This window comes from Streptomyces sp. enrichment culture, assembly GCF_964273145.1.
GTDB lineage: Bacteria > Actinomycetota > Actinomycetes > Streptomycetales > Streptomycetaceae > Streptomyces.
This window is the reverse complement of sequence record NZ_OZ186875.1, coordinates 87717-105472: the sequence shown is the minus strand read 5'-3', so window position 1 is coordinate 105472 and position 17756 is coordinate 87717. Positions and strand designations below refer to the sequence as shown.

General features: G+C 73.8%; 15 protein-coding genes and 1 pseudogene. 9 read left to right on the top strand and 7 right to left on the bottom strand.

All coding sequences use genetic code 11. The features are described from left to right. Nucleotides 1–22: 22 nt before the first annotated feature. Nucleotides 23–166, top strand: a pseudogene (locus ACSU6Z_RS29685) (IS30 family transposase); the annotation flags it as partial. Nucleotides 167–260: 94 nt separating this feature from the next. Here ACSU6Z_RS29685 and ACSU6Z_RS29680 read toward each other — a convergent pair. The 4 genes from ACSU6Z_RS29680 to ACSU6Z_RS29665 all read right to left on the bottom strand — a co-directional run bounded on the left by ACSU6Z_RS29680 (nucleotide 261) and on the right by ACSU6Z_RS29665 (nucleotide 4762). Then, nucleotides 261–1514 carry an RNA polymerase sigma factor gene (locus ACSU6Z_RS29680; protein WP_437050729.1) on the bottom strand — a complete coding sequence of 418 codons (1254 nt, stop codon included), beginning with the start codon at nucleotides 1512–1514 and terminating at the stop codon, nucleotides 261–263. Continuing rightward, entirely contained in the window at nucleotides 1511–1873 is a 363-nt protein-coding gene (locus ACSU6Z_RS29675; RefSeq protein WP_437050727.1) for a YciI family protein, read from the bottom strand. Before ACSU6Z_RS29675 ends, ACSU6Z_RS29680 begins: the two co-directional genes overlap by 4 nt. Before the next feature lie 512 nt (nucleotides 1874–2385). After that, the gene (locus ACSU6Z_RS29670; RefSeq protein WP_437050726.1) at nucleotides 2386–3672 is read right to left on the bottom strand and encodes a cytochrome P450; all 1287 of its coding nucleotides are present in this window, start codon (nucleotides 3670–3672) and stop codon (nucleotides 2386–2388) included. Nucleotides 3673–3730: 58 nt separating this feature from the next. Further along, nucleotides 3731–4762 (bottom strand): methyltransferase, encoded by a 1032-nt coding sequence (locus ACSU6Z_RS29665; RefSeq protein WP_437050724.1) that lies wholly within the window; start codon nucleotides 4760–4762, stop codon nucleotides 3731–3733. Nucleotides 4763–4997: 235 nt separating this feature from the next. Here ACSU6Z_RS29665 and ACSU6Z_RS29660 point away from each other — a divergent pair, with 235 nt between their 5' ends. Continuing rightward, on the top strand, nucleotides 4998–6587 hold the full coding sequence (locus tag ACSU6Z_RS29660) for an MFS transporter (protein ID WP_437050723.1): 1590 nt from the start codon (nucleotides 4998–5000) through the stop codon (nucleotides 6585–6587). 132 nt (nucleotides 6588–6719) lie between these two features. On the opposite strand, the gene ACSU6Z_RS29655 is transcribed toward ACSU6Z_RS29660, so the two are convergent. Then, complete coding sequence (locus tag ACSU6Z_RS29655; RefSeq protein WP_437050721.1) at nucleotides 6720–7658, bottom strand: alpha/beta fold hydrolase; 939 nt, start codon at nucleotides 7656–7658, stop codon at nucleotides 6720–6722. A 263-nt stretch (nucleotides 7659–7921) separates the two neighbouring features. Between ACSU6Z_RS29655 and ACSU6Z_RS29650 the strand changes: the two genes are divergently transcribed. Both ACSU6Z_RS29650 and ACSU6Z_RS29645 read left to right on the top strand, forming a co-directional pair. Then, nucleotides 7922–8266, top strand: coding sequence for an ArsR/SmtB family transcription factor (locus tag ACSU6Z_RS29650; protein WP_437050720.1), 345 nt, complete (start codon nucleotides 7922–7924; stop codon nucleotides 8264–8266). Next, nucleotides 8263–8715 carry an SRPBCC family protein gene (locus ACSU6Z_RS29645; protein ID WP_437050718.1) on the top strand — a complete coding sequence of 151 codons (453 nt, stop codon included), beginning with the start codon at nucleotides 8263–8265 and terminating at the stop codon, nucleotides 8713–8715. Before ACSU6Z_RS29650 ends, ACSU6Z_RS29645 begins: the two co-directional genes overlap by 4 nt. 205 nt (nucleotides 8716–8920) lie before the next feature. Here the strand turns inward: ACSU6Z_RS29645 and ACSU6Z_RS29640 are convergent, their stop codons facing one another. Then, nucleotides 8921–9931 carry a zinc-dependent alcohol dehydrogenase family protein gene (locus tag ACSU6Z_RS29640; RefSeq protein WP_437050717.1) on the bottom strand — a complete coding sequence of 337 codons (1011 nt, stop codon included), beginning with the start codon at nucleotides 9929–9931 and terminating at the stop codon, nucleotides 8921–8923. Nucleotides 9932–10234: 303 nt separating this feature from the next. Here ACSU6Z_RS29640 and ACSU6Z_RS29635 point away from each other — a divergent pair, with 303 nt between their 5' ends. From ACSU6Z_RS29635 to ACSU6Z_RS29615, 5 genes are all read left to right on the top strand, one after another. Next, nucleotides 10235–12001, top strand: a complete 1767-nt coding sequence (locus ACSU6Z_RS29635; RefSeq protein WP_437050802.1) for a non-ribosomal peptide synthetase — start codon at nucleotides 10235–10237, stop codon at nucleotides 11999–12001. Continuing rightward, nucleotides 11998–12210: an MbtH family NRPS accessory protein gene (locus ACSU6Z_RS29630; protein WP_437050715.1), complete on the top strand. Its 213-nt coding sequence runs from the start codon at nucleotides 11998–12000 to the stop codon at nucleotides 12208–12210. The genes ACSU6Z_RS29635 and ACSU6Z_RS29630 overlap by 4 nt, the downstream gene beginning before the upstream one ends. Before the next feature lie 63 nt (nucleotides 12211–12273). Next, complete coding sequence (locus ACSU6Z_RS29625) at nucleotides 12274–13647, top strand: condensation domain-containing protein (protein WP_437050714.1); 1374 nt, start codon at nucleotides 12274–12276, stop codon at nucleotides 13645–13647. A gap of 69 nt (nucleotides 13648–13716) precedes the next feature. After that, nucleotides 13717–14949: an acyl-CoA dehydrogenase family protein gene (locus ACSU6Z_RS29620; protein ID WP_437050801.1), complete on the top strand. Its 1233-nt coding sequence runs from the start codon at nucleotides 13717–13719 to the stop codon at nucleotides 14947–14949. Between the two features lie 56 nt (nucleotides 14950–15005). Beyond that, complete coding sequence (locus tag ACSU6Z_RS29615; RefSeq protein WP_437050712.1) at nucleotides 15006–16256, top strand: cytochrome P450 family protein; 1251 nt, start codon at nucleotides 15006–15008, stop codon at nucleotides 16254–16256. Nucleotides 16257–16401: 145 nt separating this feature from the next. On the opposite strand, the gene ACSU6Z_RS29610 is transcribed toward ACSU6Z_RS29615, so the two are convergent. Next, entirely contained in the window at nucleotides 16402–17748 is a 1347-nt protein-coding gene (locus ACSU6Z_RS29610; RefSeq protein WP_437050710.1) for an FAD-dependent oxidoreductase, read from the bottom strand. Nucleotides 17749–17756 lie beyond the last annotated feature (8 nt).

The window sequence follows — 17756 nt, the reverse complement described above, 5'->3', positions numbered from 1 at the left end:
GCGTCGGCCTTGACGGCCGGGCGCCGACCTCCGCACGTCCAGCCGGGCCGACCCGGACGCCATCGCCCACGAGCTCGACCGCCGTCCACGTGGAACCCACGGCTACCGCACTCCGGCGGAGGTCTACGCCGGCCTTCCGAACAGCGGTGATGCGCTGACCGCTTGAGCTCGCCGTCGTTTGCCGGCGGGCAGTCGGTGGTCCGCCCCGATTGCGGTGGGCGGGCTCGGCGCGCGGACCAGGGTGTGTTCCGCCCACGGCGTCAGGCGCGGCCCTCCAGGCGGTGGGCGCGGGCGATGAGATGGCGGCGCTCGGGGGTGCTGGTGGTGCGGCGGGCTGCCTCGCGGTAGGCGTCCGCCGCGGTCTTGTGTTCTCCGAGCAGTTCCAGCAGGTGGGCACGGGTCGCGAGCAGCCGGTGGTGACGCGTCAGGTGCTTGTCGCCCTCCAGCTCCCTCAGCAGGCCGAGGCCGGCGGCCGGGCCGTGGACCATGGCCACAGCGACGGCGCGGTTGAGGTCGACCATCGGGTTTGGCCCGAACTGCCGCAAGAGGTCGTACAGCGCGAGGATCTGCGGCCAGTCGGTCGCGTCGGTGTCCTCGGCCTCGTCGTGCACGGCCGCGATGGCCGCCTGCAGCTGGTACGGGCCGACCTGGCCGCACGGCAGGGTCCGGCTGATCAGAGCGACTCCCTCGGCGATGAGCCGGCGGTCCCACCGGCCGCGGTCCTGTTCCGCCAGCGGCACCAGTTCCCCGGACGGGCCGGTGCGGGCGGGGCGGCGGGCGTCCGTCAGCAGCATCAGCGCGAGGAGTCCGGCGGTTTCGGTGTCGTCGGGCACCAGGCGGTGCAGCATCCGGGTGAGCCGGATCGCCTCCGCGGACAGTTCCGGCGCGGTCAGGTCAGCGCTGCTGGTGGTGGTGTAGCCCTCGTTGAAGACGAGGTAGAGCACGTGCCGCACCGCGGCCAGCCGTTCGGCGAAGTCGGCCCCTTCCGGCATGGCCAGGGAGGTGCCGGAGGCCTTGATGGTCTGCTTGGCGCGGCTGATGCGCTGGGCCATGGTCGCCTCGGGGACCAGGAAGGCCGAGGCGATCTGTGGGGTGCTCAGGCCGCCGACCGCGCGCAGGGTCAACGCGATCCGGCTGGCCGGGGACAGCGCGGGGTGGCAGCACAGGAACAACAGGGCCGGCGAGTCGTCCCGGTCCGTGGAGGGTACGGCGTCGGCGGCGTGACTGAGCAGCTCCGCCTGGGGGGTGGCCAGCGCGAGGGTTTCCTCGCGGCGCCGCCGGGCGCTGTCGCTGCGGATCTGGTCGACCAGCTTGCGGGAGGCGACGGTGACCAGCCAGCCCCGGGGACTGTCCGGCACCCCCTCGTCGGGCCACTGCAGGGCGGCGGCCAGCAGCGCCTCCTGGACCGCGTCCTCGCACGCGTCGAAGACGCCGTAGCGGCGTACGAGCGCGCCGAGGACCTGCGGAGCCAGCTCGCGCAGCAGGTCCTCGACGGCGTGGCGCACGGCGGTCACACGTCCGCCGCGGACTCGTGCAGCACCGGCCACAGCTCCACCGGCTCCACATCGGCGAACGGCATGTCCGCGGCGATCTCCTGCGCCCGCTGCAGGCTGTCGCAGTCCAGCACGTAGAAGCTGGCGATGTACTCCTTGGTCTCCAGGTACGGGCCGTCGGTGACCGCCGGGGCGCCGTCCTTGCGGCGTACGAGCTGAGCGTTGGCAGCGTCCGCCAGGCCGTAGGCACCCAGCAGTTCACCGCTTTCGCGGTACTTCTTGTTGAACGCCTCCTGCTTGGCGATCGCCTCCGGCCACTCCTCGGCCGGGAAGGAGTCCCACTTGGCCTGGTTGCCGTAGATCATCGCGACGTACTTCATCTCGGGTGTCCCCTCCATACCGCGCGCCCCGTCGGCGCGCTGTCACCCCTTGGTCGGAGCGGGAAGCGGGTCCTCGACATCCGACGACGACATTCTTCGAGATTTTTCCACGCCACCGTTGACCAGCCCGAACACTGGAGCGACACAAGCGGTCGATCCGCAATCTGGCTCCACGCCGGCGCTGACCCGGTGCCCTGGTGAAGTGCCGGGCCCAGTCGTCGCGGCCGTCGTCGTCCTCGTCCGGTTCGGGCGTGTCCGGGTCGCGCGGCGGGCGCGGCTGCTCCAGGTACGAGTACCGCTTGCCCTCCGGCGTCCTCGGCAGCGCCACCAGGTCCCCCGGCAGCGCCGGGCCCGCCCGCCGGGCCGCCTTGGCGACCGTGGTGTGCAGCCGCTCCTCCGCGATGCGGCGGACGCAACCACCTGGCCCCGGGGGCCGTGGATCTTTCACGGAGCGCCTGCCCGGTGCTGATCACTCGTGCTGCCGGATCACGACAGCCCGGCCATGACCGACCTCACCGGTACCGGCTGTTGCGTTGGTCCCCAAGGCCGTCCCCGGCGGCCGGCGGCCGTCCGACCGTGACCGGGAGCTCGTCGTGGCCCGGGACGACGAGCCGGTCGCGGAGCGTGGGAGTCCCGGCAGGAGCGAGGCCGGGGAACCGGGCGAGCAGCCTGGGCAGCGCGAGCCGTGCCTCCAGCCGGGCGAGCGGCGCCCCCAGGCAGAAGTGCGCCCCGGCACCGAAGCTGAGGGGCTGCACGTCCGGGCGGGCCGGATCGAACCTGTGCGGCTCGGGAAAGCGCCGCGGATCCCGGTTCCCGGCGGCGAGCAGGACGAGCACCTTGGTGCCCGCCGGCACGCGCGTGCCCAGCAGGTCCACCTCCGTGCCGGCGATGCGGCTGGTGGCGTGGACCGGCGGAGCGATCCGCAGCGTCTCCTCCACGTATCCGGCGGCGAGGTGCGGGTCGTGGGGCAGCCGGGCGGCCCACTCGGGGTGCGCGAACGCCAGTTGCAGGCCCTGGCCGAGGAGGTGGGTGGTCGTGTCGAAGCCGGCCGCGAGCAGCAGCACGAGGTTGCCGACGAGTTCGTCCTCGGTGAACCGCTCGCCGTCGTTGTCATGGGCCTGGACCAGCGCGCTGATCAGGTCGTCCGCGGGCCGACGGCGCCGTCGGCCGACCAGCGCGGTGAAGTAGGCGGCGAGTTCGTCCATCGCGCGGTCCGCGGGGGCCAGGTCCGAGGCCCGGCTGACCCCCTCCAGCGCGACGGTGACGTGCTCGACCGCGGTGCGGAACCAGATCCGGTCGTCGTCGGGCACTCCCAGCATCGCGCCGATCACCGCGACCGGCAGCCGGTAGGCGAACTCCGCCATGAAGTCGACCGGGGCGCCGTCACCGCCGAGGCGGGCCATGCGGTCGAGCAGCCGGTCGGTCATCCGGACGATCGCCGGTTCGAGGCCGGCCACTCTGCGGGGCGTGAACGCCGCGCTCATCAGGCGGCGCATGCGGGAGTGGTCCGGCGGGTTGGTGTAGAGGACGGAGTTGGTGAAACCACGCAGCGAGGAATGGGAACGCCAGTTCGGGTACAGCGCGTCGTGGCTCGCGGCGTCCTGGACCAGGAGCCGCGGCTCGCGCAGGGCGCGGGAGCACTCGGCGTAGCCGACGGCGGCCATCAGCCCCGGTTTGACCGGGACCAGACCTCCGTGCGCCCTGAGGGCGTCGTAGAGCGGGTAGGGGTCCCGGCGGCCCTCGGGGGACACGAGTGCCGTCATCACCTCGCGGGGTCGCGGCGGCACGGACACGGTCATCGGCATCTCCTGGCGAGCGCGTGAGCGGGCCCCCACGGCCGGTGCAGCGGCCCGCGGTTCATCGGGGTGGGAAGGTGTCGCCCTGCCGCACGGCCAGTTCGAGGATGGACAGGGCGCCGGCGGGGTGCACCGCGACGACGGCGAGCCCGCATTCCCCGGCGAGCGCGGACAGTTCGGTGACCCCGCGTTCCTTGCCGCCGTAGTAGGCGAGCATCCGCAGGTCCATCGCAGTGCCCGGCGACTCGCCGTCGGCGCCGATCCGTTCCACGACGAACACCCGGCCGCCGGGGCGCGCGGCCTGCGCGCAACGGCGCAGGATGGCCCGCGCCTCGGCGTCGGCCCAGTCGTGGACCACCGAGGAGAGCAGGTAGCCCGAGGCCCCCGCGGGCAGCGGTTCGAAGAAGCTGCCCGGTACGGCCTCCCCGCGGTCGGCGAGCCCCGCCCCGGCGAGGGCCGTGTGCGCCTGCCGGGCCGCGTGCGGGAGGTCGACGACGGTGCCACGCAGCCGCGGGTGGGCCTGGAGCAGCGCGATCAGCAGCGATCCGTCGCCGCCGCCGACGTCGACCACGTGGTCCAGCGTCCCCCAGTCGTAACCGGAGACGATGTCCGCCCTGCGGGCGGCGGCCAGGTCCGCGCTCATCCGCGTGTCGAAGGAGGCGGCGCGCTCGACGTCCTCGCCCAGGTCCTCCCAGAACGTGCGGCCGAACTGCAGCGGGAAGGCGGCCTCGCCGGTGCGGACACTGTGCAGCAGATGGACGAAGGAGAGTTCCGCGCGGCCGACGGCGCCCTCGGTGTCGAGCATGGCGCACAGACCGGCGGGGTGGTCGGATCGCAGCGGTTCGCCCAGTTCGGTCAGGGTGTAGCGGCCCGAGTCGTCCCGCTCCAGCACTCCCTTGCGAGCGAGGTGCCTGAGGACCCGGTCGAGCGCGTCCTCGTCGGCGCCGACCGCCTCGGCCAGCCGCGGCGCGGTGTGCGGTGTCCTGGCGAGGTGGTCGGCGACGCGCAGGGTGGCGGCCACGCGTATCGTCATCGGGGTCGCCAGATGGGCCATGGCCCACAGTCTCGCCCCGGCGTCGTCCCTGCCGGCCACCACGTCTCCCTCCGCATGCCACGGTGTGCGCGACCGGCCCGGCGGGCCGGTCGTGGCCTCATCGTCACGAGGCGGCGGAGGAGCCCGCATCTCCCAGCGTGCGCACTTCCACGGCGGTTCACCGACTTCGCGCGTAGCGGCCGAAGTCGCGCTTGACGCGTCCTGACCACCCTCCAATAATCAACTGACTCGTTAATCAAACAGCCAGTTAACTACCGACTGGAGGGCGGCAATCGTGACAACCGGCGGGGTAACCAAGGCCGGACGCCGGGAGTGGCTGGGGCTTGCTGTGCTCGCCCTGCCCACCTTCCTGGTCTCCTTCGACATCTTCGTGCTCCTGCTCGCCCTTCCGCAGCTGAGCGCGGACCTGGGCGCGGACGGCAACGAGCAGCTGTGGATCATGGACATCTACGGCTTCACGCTGGCGGGCTTCCTGCTCACCATGGGCACCCTCGGCGACCGGATCGGCCGCCGCAAGCTGCTGCTCATCGGCGCGACCGTGTTCGGCATCGCCTCGGTCACGGCGGCGTTCGCCACCAGCCCCGGGCTGCTGATCGCGGCCCGGGCCGTCCTCGGCATCGCCGGCGCCACCCTGGCCCCCTCGACCCTGGCGCTCATCAGCACCATGTTCCGCGACGACAAGCAGCGGGCCTCGGCCATCGGCATCTGGGGCGGCATGTTCACGCTCGGTGCCATCATCGGCCCGGTCCTGGGCGGCGTCATGCTGGAGGCCTTCTGGTGGGGCTCGGTGTTCCTGCTGGGCGTACCGGCCATGGTCCTCCTCCTCGCGGTCGGTCCGGCCGTCCTTCCCGAGTTCCGTGACACCAAGGCCGGCCGGGCCGACGCGCTCAGCGTCGTGCTGTCACTCGCCGGCATCCTGCCGCTGATCTACGGCATCAAGGAACTGGCCCGTACCGGCTGGGAGCCGCTGCCGCTCGCCTCGCTGGTGGCCGGCCTCGTCTTCGGCACGCTCTTCCTGCGCCGTCAGCGCCGGCTGAGCGACCCGCTCGTGGACCTGAAGCTGTTCTCCAACGGGGCCTTCAGCGTGACGCTGGGCAGCCTGCTGACCTACAGCCTGGTGGGCGGCGCGACCATGCTGTTCGCCTCCCAGTTCTTCCAGCTGGTCGGCGGTCTGTCCACTCTCCGGTCGGGGCTGGCGATGCTGCCCGGCATGGCCGCCGCCACGGTGGCGTTCGCCATCACCCCGGCCATCGCGGCCAAGGTCCGCCCCGCCTACCTGATCTCCGGCGGCATGGTGGGCACCGCGATCTGCATGGTCGTCTTCACCCAGGCCACCAGTGTCACGACCCTGGTCGTCGGGTTCGCCGTGTTCTCCTTCTGCGGTGCGCCGCTGGTGGCGCTCGGCACCAACCTGGTGATCGCCAACGCCCCGATGGAGAAGGCGGGTTCGGCGGGCTCGCTGGCGCAGATGTGCAACGAGTTCGGCTCCGCCCTGGGCATCGCGGTCGTGGGTACCGTCGGCAGCGCCGTCTACCGCCACCAGATCCACGACGCGATCCCGGCCGGCGTCCCGGCCGCGATCACCGAAGCGGCCCGCGACAGCCTCGCCGGCGCGGGCGCCGCCGTGGCCGGTGCGCCGGAGCGCCTGCGCACGGCGGTCCTGTCCCCGGCGCAGGAGGCGTTCACCGCTTCGCTGCACGCCGTCACCGGCATCGGTGCCGTGCTGCTGGCCGGCGTCGCCGTCCTGATCGCGGCGAAGCTGCGGCACGTGCCGCCGGTCGGCCAGGAGGAGCCCGGCCCCGCGAAGGCCCCCGTCGCGCAGGAGCCCTCCGACGCGCCCGTGCCGGAGACGGCACGCGTCTGATCCCGCCCTGCGGACACGCGGCGAGGCGGCCCCGGCATTGCCGGGACCGCCTCGCCGTCGGGTGTTCCCAGGTCCGCGCCGCACCGCGCGGGGCGCCCGCGGGGGCGGGCCCCGGCCCGCCCCCGCCGCCGGTCACCGGCTGCCGGCAAGCACCTTGCGCAGCGTCTCGGCGAACGGGGCGCTGTGCGTCAGGAAGCCCTGGTGGTCGCCGGGGAAGTCCACGACCTCCGCGCCCGCGCTCTGCGCGAGCGCGAGGCTCGCCCGGTGGATCGCCGTGTCCCGGGACGCCTCGCCCGCCGCGCAGACGACGCGGGTCGGTGCGCCCTTCAGCGCCTCGGCGTCCGGGACGTAGCGGCTGAACGGCAGCATCACGTGGCCGACGAAGAACTCGGCGTTCGCCGCCATCCGCCCCATCATCTCCATCATCTCCGGGCTCATGCCGCCCATGTCCGGACCCGGGGCGCCCTGCGGGCCGGGACCGGCCTCCGGGGCACCCTGCGGGCCGGGACCGGCCTCCGGGGCACCCTGCGGGCCGGGACCGGCCTCCGGGGCGCCCTGCGGGCCGCCGTCCCCGGCCTCCGCCCCCGCGATGAACTTCTGCATCGCGGGGCCGACGCCTGCGGCACGGTAGGTGTCGTGCACGTCCTGGAAGTGCTCGCGCCAGCGCGCGCGGTCCTCCAGCAGCTCCATCACCGGCGGCTCGTGCGCCACCAGGGTGCGCACCTGCTCGGGGTGACGGACGACCAGGTCCAGTCCGACCAGGGCTCCACCGCTGCTGGCGAACACGTGGGCCGGCTCCTGCCCGAGGGCCGCCAGCAGGCGGTGCGCGTCATCGCTGTACACCTCGACCCGCTGCTCCTCGGGGGCGCCCTCCAGGGAGCTGCGGGAGTTTCCGCGGGGGTCGAAGCGCACGACGGTGTACTCGTCGGCGAGCGCCTCGGCGATCCCGGAGTAGATGGCGGCGTCCGTGGGACCGCCGCAGATCATCAGCAGAACGGGACCCTGGCCGCTGACCTCGTAGTGCAGCGTCGCGCCCGGAACCCGCAGGCTTTCCACCTTCGTTACAGACATCGAGTCATCCTCTCGGTTTCGACCTGGTCGGCCCGGCGGCGCCGGACCGGGAGTGCCGTGTGTTGCTGAAGAGCGTGTCGTGGGAACCGGTCCGGCCGACCGGGGACCAGCCTTCCCGGACGCGCGCCGCCGCACCTGCCCGACGAGCCGTCGGGCACGTGGCCGCACGGGGCCTTCGCCACCCCGCGACGTCCCTTGACGCACGTGCGCCCGGGAAGACACAATCAACCATACAGTTAATCAATCGGTAGGTTGAATGAGAGATGGCAAATGACGAACTCAGCAACACGTTCTCAGCCCTAGCGGACCCCACCCGCCGGGCGATCCTGACGCGTCTGGCAGCCGGCGAGGCGACGGTGAACGAACTGGCCGAGCCCTTCGACATCAGCCTCCAGGCCGTCTCACGGCACCTGAAGGTGCTCGAGCGGGCGGGACTGATCACCCGGGGCCGCGACGCCCAGTGGCGTCCCTGCCGCCTCGAGGTGGCGCCGCTGGGCACCGCCGCGGAATGGATCGAACGTCAGGCGCAGGTGTGGCAGTCGCGGCTGGACCGCCTCGACCAGCACCTGCAGAGCACCCAGGACCGACGACGAAAGGCACAGCAATGACCCTGCAGGACACCGCCGACAGCGACCTCGGAGAACTCACCCTCACCCGCGTGTTCGACGCTCCCCGTGAACGGGTCTTCCGGGCGTTCGTCGAGCCTGAGCAACTGGCCCGGTTCTGGAGCCCGGCCGGGACGTCGCTCCCGGTGGAGAAGATCAGGATCGACCCGCGTCCGGGTGGTGTCTTCGAGACGGTCATGGTGTCCGACGCCGACGGTACGGAGTACCCGATGAGCGCCACCTTCATCGACGTGGTCGAGCCCGAGAAGATCGCTTTCACCGTGGCCGCCACGGGCCTGGTGTCGACCATGACCTTCACCGAGACCGACGGCAGGACCGAACTGGTCGTGCACCAGACCCGTGTCCCGGCGATGTTCCGCAGCCCCGAGGCGGTCGCCGGCCTGCACAGCAGCTTCGACCGGCTCGTCCAGCACCTGGCACAGGCCGCCTGAGCCGCGGGCCCCGCACGGGCGCACGCCCCGGCGTCCGGTGATGCCGGGGCGTGGCCCGGGAACGCGCCGCAGGGGCGGTGGGCTGGTCCCGCGGCCCACGAGGGCCGGTCCCTCACCCGCTCGATCCGGTGCCGCCGGCGGGGCTGCCGTCGTCCCGGGCCGGGGCGGGCGGCCGGGGGCCGGCGGATCCGGACCCGGCGAGGCGCTACCGGTCCGCCGTGATCACGACCTTGCCGAAGTGGCCGCCGGAGGCCAGGTGCTCATAGGCGCTCCGGGCCTCGGAGAACGGGAACACGCGGTCGATGACGGGACGGAGCCGGTGAACGGCGATGGCGCGGGCCATCTCCTCGAACGTCTCCCTGGCGCCCACCTGCATGCCCTGCACGGTCACGGCCTTGCGCAGCAGCGCGACCGGGCCGAGGCCCTCCCCCTGGCTCAGCACGCCGATCACGCTGATCCGCCCGCCCGTGCGCACGGCTCGGACCGACTGCGGCAGCGTGCCCGCGCCGCCGACCTCGACGACGTGGTCGACACCGCCGCCCGCCAGCTCGTGGACGCGGCGGCCCCACCGGGGAACACGCGCGTGGTTGACGCCGGCCACCGCCCCCATGGACAGCAGCCGCTCCAGCTTGGCGTCGCTGCCGGAGGTGACGACGGCCCGCGCACCCGCGGCCACGGCGAACTGCAACGCGAAGACGGACACGCCTCCGCTGCCCAGGGTCAGCACCGACTGACCGGCGGCCAGCCCGCCCTGCGTCACCAGGGCGTGCCAGGCGGTGACCGCGGCGCAGGGCAGCGTCGCGGCCTCCGCGTGGGACAGGTGCGCGGGCGTGGCCACCACGGCGTCCTGGTCGAACGTCACGTACTCGGCGAGCACGCCGTCGACGGTGCCCCCGAGCGCGACGGCCACCTTGGCGTCGGTCGCCGGCCCGCGGACCCACCGCGGCATGAAGACGCTCATGACACGGTCGCCCGGCTTCCAGCGCGTCACCTGGGAGCCGACCGCGACCACCTCGCCCGCCCCGTCGGACAACGGCACCACGTCCGCCTTCATGCCGCGCCCGTACCTGCCGCCGGCGATGAGCAGATCGCGGTAGTTGAGCGACCAGGCCCGCATCCGTACGAGCACCTCCCGCGCGGCCGGGCGGGGAGTCTCGCGACGGTCCAGCACCAGCGCCTCGGGGCCGGCGAAGACGGGCAGGTGGTAGTACCTCACGGCACCCTCGCGGGCGCCGCTGGGCAGCCGGGGAAGTCAGTGCTCACGTGTGGCTCCCGATCTCGATGCGGGCACTGCGGGGACGGGCCGCCGTCCGGCGCGGACGGAGCCGGTCCGCGCCATCGTCGCACCGGCCGCCGGCGCGGCACATCTCGTCGCGTGCTCTGACGCCGCACCCGCGGGACCGCACACGGCAATCCAAGAGATGCAGCGCGCGACGGCCCCGTGTGACCGTTCCCGCTGACCCGTCAGGCCGTCTGCGTACGGGCCGCGACCGGCAGGGACGAGCGATTGGACAACACGATGGTCCCCACCTCGATTCACGAACGCTTCGCCGCGCAGGTCCGCCGGACCCCCGACGCGGTGGCGGTCTCCTCGTCCGGCGGAGAGCTGACCTACCGCCGGCTCGACGAGCGGGCCAACCGCCTCGCCCACCACCTGCTGCGCTCGGGCGTGCGGCCGGAGGACCCGGTCGCCGTGCTGATGGAGCGCTCGGTGGACGTGGTGGTGGCGATCCTGGCCGTGCTCAAGGCCGGTGCCTGCTACCTGCCGCTGCACAGCGCCCACCCGCTGCCGCGCATGCAGCGGATCACGGACCTGGCCGGCTCCCCCGTGCTGCTGACCGACCGGGTGATGCGGGAGCGCGGCCTGCCGCGCACCCGCCTGGTGGTGCTCCCGGCCGAGGACGAGGCCGTGGCCGCCGCGCCGGCGACGGACCCCGCCGTGGCGGTGGACGCGGACCGGCTCGCCTACGTCATCCACACCTCCGGCTCCACCGGCGAGCCCAAGGGCGTCGCGGTCACCCACCGCGGCGTGCTCGGCCTGGTCGACGACTCGTGCTGGGACGGGGAGGCGCACCGGCGGGTCCTCGCCCTCGCGCCGTACGCCTTCGGCGTGTCCACCTACGAACTGTGGGTGCCGCTGCTACGCGGCGGGCGGCTCGTGCTGCCGCCGCCCGGCGACCTGGACGTGCGCACCGTGCGCCGGCTCATCACCCGGCACGGCATCACCGCGCTGCACGTGACCGCGGGCCTGTTCCGGCTGTTCGCCGAGGAGGCCCCGGACAGTTTCGCCACCGTGCGCGAGGTCCTCACCGGTGGTGACGTGGTCTCCCCCACGGCTGTGCGCCGGGTCCTGGACGCCTGCCCGCGTCTGGTGGTACGGGCCATGTACGGCGCGACCGAGGTGTCCTCGTTCGCCGCGTACGCCACGCTCACCGCGCCCTGCGACCTGACGGGGCCCGTCCCCGTCGGCCGCCCGATGGACACCGTGGAGGCGCGGCTGCTCGACGAGGACCTGCGGCCGGTCGCCGACGGCGAGGTCGGTGAGCTGTGCATCGCGGGTGAGCGCCTGGCCCGCGGCTACTTCGGGCGGCCGGACCTGACGGCCCAGCGGTTCGTGGAGGATCCGCTGCGGCCCGGGACCCTGCTGTACCGCACCGGCGACCTGATGCGCCGCGGCCCGCACGGGCTCGAGTTCGCCGGCCGCGTCGGCGACCAGGTCAAGATCCGCGGCTTCCGGGTGGAACCCGCCGAGGTGGAGCACGTGCTGGCCGGTCAGTCGGGCGTGGCGCACGCCGCCGTCGTCGCGCAGGAACAGGAGGGCGGCGAGCGGCGCCTGGTCGCCTACGTGGTGCCCAAGGACGCGCACACGGACCTGACGGAGCTGCGGACCGCGCTCGCCGCCGTGCTGCCCGACTACATGGTGCCCGCCGTGTTCGTGGAGCTGGCCGGGCTGCCCCTGACGGCGAACGGGAAACTGGACCGCGCGGCGCTGCCCGCCCCCGCCCCCCGGCAAACGGACCGGTCCGGCCCGGTACGGGACGAACGGCACGACGCCCTGTGCGCGCTGTTCTCCCAGGTGCTCGGCGTCCCCTCCGTGGGGCCCGACGACGACTTCTTCGCACTCGGCGGCGAGTCGCTGCAGGCGGTGCGCCTGACGTCCCGCATCGAGGCCGAACTGGGCCTGAGGATCTCCGTCGGCGACGTGCTCAACCACCCGACGGTCGCCGAACTGGACCGCAGGCTGCGGGAACTGAGCGGTGCCGAACCGGCCGGAGCGGCACGATGAGCCGCCCGGACCCCGCCCGCACCGGCACCCCGCGCAGGTACGTCGTCCTCATCAACCCCCTGGGCCGGTACTCACTGTGGCCCGCGGACCTCGACGCCCCCGTCGGCTGGCCGGCCGCCTACGGCCCGGCCCCCCGCGCCGCCTGCCTGAACTTCCTCCATCGCGCCCCGAGCCCCGGCCGTCCCGCCGCCGCGGCGTCCGCCGCCTGAACCCCCACGGCCCACCGTACGACGCACCCCGCTCCACCCGCCCCGGAGAGGATCCAGATCACCGTGAGCATCACCACCGCGCCGCCCGAGGCGCAGGCCACCGCCGCGCGCGTCCCCCTGTCGTACAACCAGGAGTTCCTGCGCGCCTTCGACAAGGGCGAGACGGACGGCGCGTTCGGCCACCGTCACACCCTGGTGTGCGGCTGGCGGGTCACCGGCGCGATCGACCTGGCCGCCCTGCAGCGGGCCCTCGACGACGTCGTGGTGCGCCACGAGGTGCTGCGCACCTCGGTGCGCGGCGACGCCGAGGGCGGTCACCAGGTGATCGAGCCGCCCTCGCCGGTCCTGCTGGAGGTGCACGAGCTGGGGTCCGGCGCGGACCGGACGCGTGACGTGCGGGCCGAGGAGTTCCTGAACGAGCAGGACGCCCGCCCCTTCGACGTGCGCGAGCTGCCGCACCTGCGGGCCGCCGTGGGCCGTTTCGACGCCGAGGACGCGGTGCTGGTGCTGGCCACCCACCACACCTCCACCGACGCCTGGTCGCTCCAGGTGATCATGCGGGACCTCGCCGACGCCTACGCCGCCCGGGTGGCGGGCGGGCCCGCCGGGACGGCCCCGCCCGTGCAGTACCGGGAGTTCGCCCGCTGGCAGCAGGAGACCGCCGGCCACCCCCGCACGGACGACGCGCGGGCCTACTGGCGCGAGCGGCTGGCGGGGGCGCGGATCACCGGGATCGCCTCCGACCGTCCGCGCGAGGAGAACCTGCCGAGCGCCTACGGCGTGCACCGGTTCGTGTTCGACGCGCCGCTGTCCTCGGCCGTCCTCGCGGCGGCCCGAAAGCGGCGCTGCACCCCGTTCATGGTGATGGCCGCCGCCTACAGCGTGCTGCTGCGCGAGCGCACCGGCACCGCCGACGTGGTCTTCCCGACCTTCTCCTCCGGCCGCTACGAGGAGCGGTTCATGGACGCGGTCGGCCCCTTCTTCAACTTCGTGCCCCTGCGGATCGACACCACCGGCTGCGCCACCCTGGGCGATGTCCTTGAGCGGGCTCGCGCCGCCTGCGTGGGCGCCTACCAGCACGAGATCCCCTTCGCCCGGATCGCCGAGGACAGCCCCGCGCTGCTCGCCCCCTTCGCCGACGGGTTCCTCGCCGTGGTCGCCTTCGAGGTGCTGCAGACGGCCTTCGCCGTGGAGGACAGCCGGCCGGGCGGGCTGCGGTTCACCGCGATCCGGGCCAGGACCCTGTCGCAGGAGGTGAGTTCGGCCATCCCGGACGGCGGGCTGTGGGCGATGGACGTGCTGCCGGACGGGCGGCTCGCGGGCAGCCTGAAGTTCGACCGCCACCGCTTCGACGAGTCCACGGCCGTGGAGCTGGTGGCCCGCTTCCGTGACCTGCTGCGCACGCTGGCCGACGCGCCCGGCACCCCACTGACCTGACCCGCCGGCAGCCGAGCCCTCCGACGAGCCGTCCGACGAGCCCTTCGACGCAAGAGGATGCGACCGATGATGACGACACCGGCCCCTTCCGCCCCCGCGGCTCCGCCGGAGCCCGGCCTCACCCCCGACGAGATCGTCGCCCGCGCCGAGGCCCTGGCCGCCACCCTGGTCGAGCGGCAGGCCGAGACCGAGCGGCGCGGCTACTACGCCGAGGACACCCACCAGGCGTTCTCCCGTGCCGGCTTCTACCGCATCCTCGTGCCGCGCCGCTACGGCGGCTACGAGTTCGGGCCCGAGACGTTCGTCAAGGTCTCCATGGCGCTGGCCCGGGGCTGCCCGTCGACCGGCTGGATGTACCTGTTCGGCGCGGCGCACGCGCTGGTGGTGGGCACGCTGTTCGACGAGGCCGCCCAGGCCGAGCTGTTCGCCGGCGGCGACTTCATCTGCCCGGCGACGGTCGCCCCGGCCGGTTCGGCCCGCCCCGACGGCGAGGGCGGCTGGGTGGTCGACGGCACGTGGGGCTACTGCTCCGGCGCCCCGTACGCGACCCACTTCATCGGGCACACCCTGGTCCCGCAGGGCGCGGACCGGCCACCGGCGCCGATGCTGTTCATCGCCCCCCGCGACCGGTTCGAGCGCCTGGACGACTGGGGTGCCCAGCTCGGCCTCAAGGGCAGCGGTTCGCACAGCATCCGCATCGACGGCGGCCGCGTCCCCGGGCACTTCACCCTGCCCGGGCACCTGAGCCAGATGCCGGTCACCGAGCGGACCCCGGGCCGCAGTCTGCACGGCCCCGAGTACGGCGGCGGTCCGCTCAGCTTCATGCTGCTGGAACTGGGCGTCCTCGCCGTCGGCATGGCCAAGGGCGCCCTGGACGCGTACGAGGAGCTGATGCGCAGCCGTACGACGACGTTCTTCCCCATCGTCCCGCGCACCGAGGATCCCGATTTCCAGTTCCGCTACGGCGAGGCGACCGGGATGATCGCCGCCGCCGAGGCGGCGGTGCTGCACGCCACGCAGCAGTGGCAGGACCTGTGCCGCAAGGAGGCGGCGGCCTTCACCCGCGAGGAGGAGCTGCGGCTGGCCACCATCGGCAGGGAGGCCGTGCGGCTGGCCTGGCGCGCGGTGGAGGGGCAGCTCTTCCCGACGGCCGGTTCCAGCTCGGTGCGGGCGGGCGAGCGCGTCGAACGGGTCTGGCGCGACCTGTCCACCCTGCACAGCCACGCCGGGTACGGCGTCTTCCTCTCCTCGCTGGCCAACCGCGAGCTCGCCCGGGCGCACTTCGGTGCGGCCGCCCGGTGAGCGCCGCCGCGCCGCCCCCGCGTACGACCTCACTTCCGACGGATCGGGATGGACCCATGGAACAAGGCTGCCCCTTCGCCCTCGACACCACCGGCCGTGACATCCACGCCGAGGCCGCCGCCCTGCGGGAGCGGGGCCCGGCGACCCGGGTGGAACTGCCGGGCGGTGTGCTCGCCTGGTCGCTGAACAGCCACGCGGCGATCAAGCAGGTGCTCGCCGACCCGCGCGTCACCAAGAGCGCCCGCACCCACTGGCCGGCCTTCGTCAACGGTGAGGTGCCGCCGGACTGGGAGCTGATCAGCTGGGTCGCGATGGACAACATGGTGACCGCCTACGGCAAGGACCACGTGCGGCTGCGCAAGCTGGTCGGCAAGGCGTTCACGCCGCGGCGCACCGAGGCGTTCCGGCCCCGCGTGGAGGAGCTCACCGACCAGCTGCTGGACGCGCTGGAGCAGGTGGAGCCGGGCGAGACGGTGGATCTGCGCGAGCGGTTCGCCTACCCGCTGCCGGCCCGTCTGGTGGCCGACCTGATCGGCATGCCGGAGGAGGCCCGCGTCAAGACCGCGAAGGTCATCGACGCGATGGTGGACACCACCCTCACCCCCGAGCAGGCCCAGGCCGTGCTGGCGGGCTGGCGGGGCGCGATGGCCGACCTGATCGCCGACAAGCGGCGCGAGCCGGGAGAGGACATCACCAGCGACCTGGTGGCCGCCCGGGACGAGGACGGCTCGCGGCTGTCGGAGGACGAGCTCACCGACACGATCTTCGCGATCCTCGGCGCCGGCTCGGAGACCACGATCAACTTCTTCGACAACGCCATCACCGCGCTGCTGAGCGACCGCGGCCAGCTGGAGCTGGTCCTCTCCGGGCGCGCCACCTGGGACGACGTGATCGACGAGACGCTGCGCGTGGAGTCGCCGCTGGCGCAGCTGCCGCTGCGGTACGCGGCGGAGGAGATCGAACTGGAGGGGGTGACGATCCCGAAGGGCGATCCGATCCTGGTCAACTACGCCGCCGTGGGCCGTGACCCCGGGCTCCACGCCGACGCCCCCGGCACCTTCGACCTCACGCGGAGCGACAAGACGCACCTGTCGTTCGGGTTCGGCCCGCACTACTGCCTGGGCGCGGGCATCGCACGTCTGGTGGCGACCACCGGCCTGTCCCGGCTCTTCGCGCGCTTCCCCGACATCGAACTGGCCGTGGAGCGGCAGGAGTTGCAGCCGCTGCCGACGTTCATCATGAACGGCCACCGCAGCCTGCCGGTGCGGCTGACCGCCCGGGTGCCGGCGGGGGCGGGCACCCGCTGATCCGCGCCTCGCCCAAGGGCCGCCGGGGACGCCGCCGTCCCCGGCGGCCCTTCGGTCCGCCCCGGCCCGCGGACGGCGATCGGCCCCGCCCCGCCGGCGCGTTGCCGGCGGGGCGGGGCCGATGGGGGCGAGCGCGCCGGTGCCGTCAGGCGGCGAGGGGCTCGCGGGCGCGGCGGGAGCCGTTCTCGACCCGCCGCACCATCTCCGGGGTCATGAGCGCGTCCGGGGTGTCGACCAGGCCCGCGACCCGCATGAACGCGGCCGTGACCTCGCCGTCGACCACCGCCGCGGCCTGGAGCGCGGCCATGTAGGCGCCGGACGCCTCCCACTCGACGGTGCGTTCGCCCTCGACCTCCGGATAGCCGAGGTCGGAACCGGCCGAGAACTGCCAGGGCACCTCGATGACCCGGGCGATGTCCGCGAGGAACGCCTTCGGGTCCACCTCGCCCCGGCTCAGGTGCTCGCGCAGCACCAGTGCCTCCAGCGCGGCGACGGTCATGCCCTGCCCGTAGACCGGGTTGAAGCTGCACGCCGCGTCGCCGAGGACCAGCAGGCGGCCCGGGAAGCGGGACAACCGCTCGTAGCGCCGGCGCCGGCTGGCCGGGTAGCGGAAGACCGCGCCGTCGTCGACCGGTTCGGCGTCGTGGACGGCGTCGTGGATGTCGGGCACCGGGAGCGTGCGGGCCCACCGCAGAAAGCCGTCCAGGTCCGCGGGGGCGCTGTCGCCCAGCACGCCGGTGAGGGACACCACGACCAGGCCGTCCTCGATCCGGGACAGGAACGCGCCGCGCCGGTGGCTCGGCGAGGAGACGGGGTTGATCGACAGGTCGCCGTTCAGCACCGCCTCGTCGCGCAGCCGGAACCTGCGCGTGGTGTAGCTGAGGTCGATGCGGATGCGCTCCTCCTCGGGGCGCTCGTAGCCCAGTTCCTCCAGCCACAGCGGGGTGCGCGACGCGCGCCCGGTGGCGTCGACCACCAGGTCGGCCGGGATCGCGCGTTCCCCGGCCCCCGGTTCCAGGGACTGCACGCGGACCCCGGTGACCGCCTCCCGGGCGTCGTCGGCGACCAGGCCGACGATGTCGTGCCGCTCCAGCAGGCGCACCCCCGCCAGCGCGGCGACCCGCTCGCGCACCCGGCTCTCCAGCACCGGCCGCGTGGCGGAGACGCAGGTCAGCCCAGTCGTACCGGGGCTGAGCCGGCGGCCGTTGAAGAACCAGCGCAGCTCTCCGAGGTCTCCCGTCGGGATGCCGGCCGCGACGGCCTCCCGGGTGAAACCGGGGAAGAGCTCGTCGAGGATCTGCTGCCCGCGCGCGAGCAGTCCGTGCACGTGGCGCCCCTGCCCCACGCCCTTGCGGGCGGTTGTCCTGCCGCTGATCGCGTCGCGCTCGACGACGAGCACCTCGCGGTAGGCGCCGGCGAGCACGCGCGCGGCCAGGAGCCCCGCCATGCTGCCGCCGAGCACCACCGCGCGCTCGCCCACCCTGCCGGTCATGCGCCTCA